Source organism: Thermococcus sp. ES12 (genome assembly GCF_012027515.1).
Classification (GTDB): Archaea; Methanobacteriota_B; Thermococci; order Thermococcales; family Thermococcaceae; genus Thermococcus; species Thermococcus barossii.
In genome coordinates this window covers 1-430 of the sequence record NZ_SNUP01000089.1, presented here as the reverse complement: position 1 = coordinate 430, position 430 = coordinate 1, and the positions used below count along the sequence as shown (strand labels likewise).

Annotated in this window: 1 pseudogene; it reads right to left on the bottom strand. The window is 41.4% G+C overall.

From position 1 onward, the window contains the following. Positions 1-59: 59 nt before the first annotated feature. Positions 60-430, bottom strand: a pseudogene (locus E3E37_RS11185) (replication protein C); the annotation flags it as partial.

Here is a 430-nt window from a genome sequence, read left to right as displayed (position 1 = left end):
CAATATCCACAAGCCTCTTTGGTCTATACTTCTCAGTCCACGGGAGCATTTACACTCACCTAATCCTTGCCAAGCAATGTAAATTGAGCAAGCAACGCTTCAAGTTGGATCATTTCATTGGAACCTTCAACAAGTCTAAAGTTGTATTCACCAATTTTATCTGCGAGGGCCACTTTCTTTGGTTCACTTATTGGAAGGTTAAACACTTCTTTGTGCATCTGTATAAGAACATCCTCTCCGCTCAATCCTTGTTTAAGAAGAATTTCTCTTAGCTTGTCCCTAGCTTTAAGGAAATTTCCTTCCAAAGCGAAAAGCATCATCTCCCTCACATCCTCTGGACGAGCTCTACTTGCCACTAAGAAAACGTTTTCATCAGTGATCTTTACGTCCAAAGCCGCAGCTGCTTGAAGTACATTTATAGCCCTTCTCA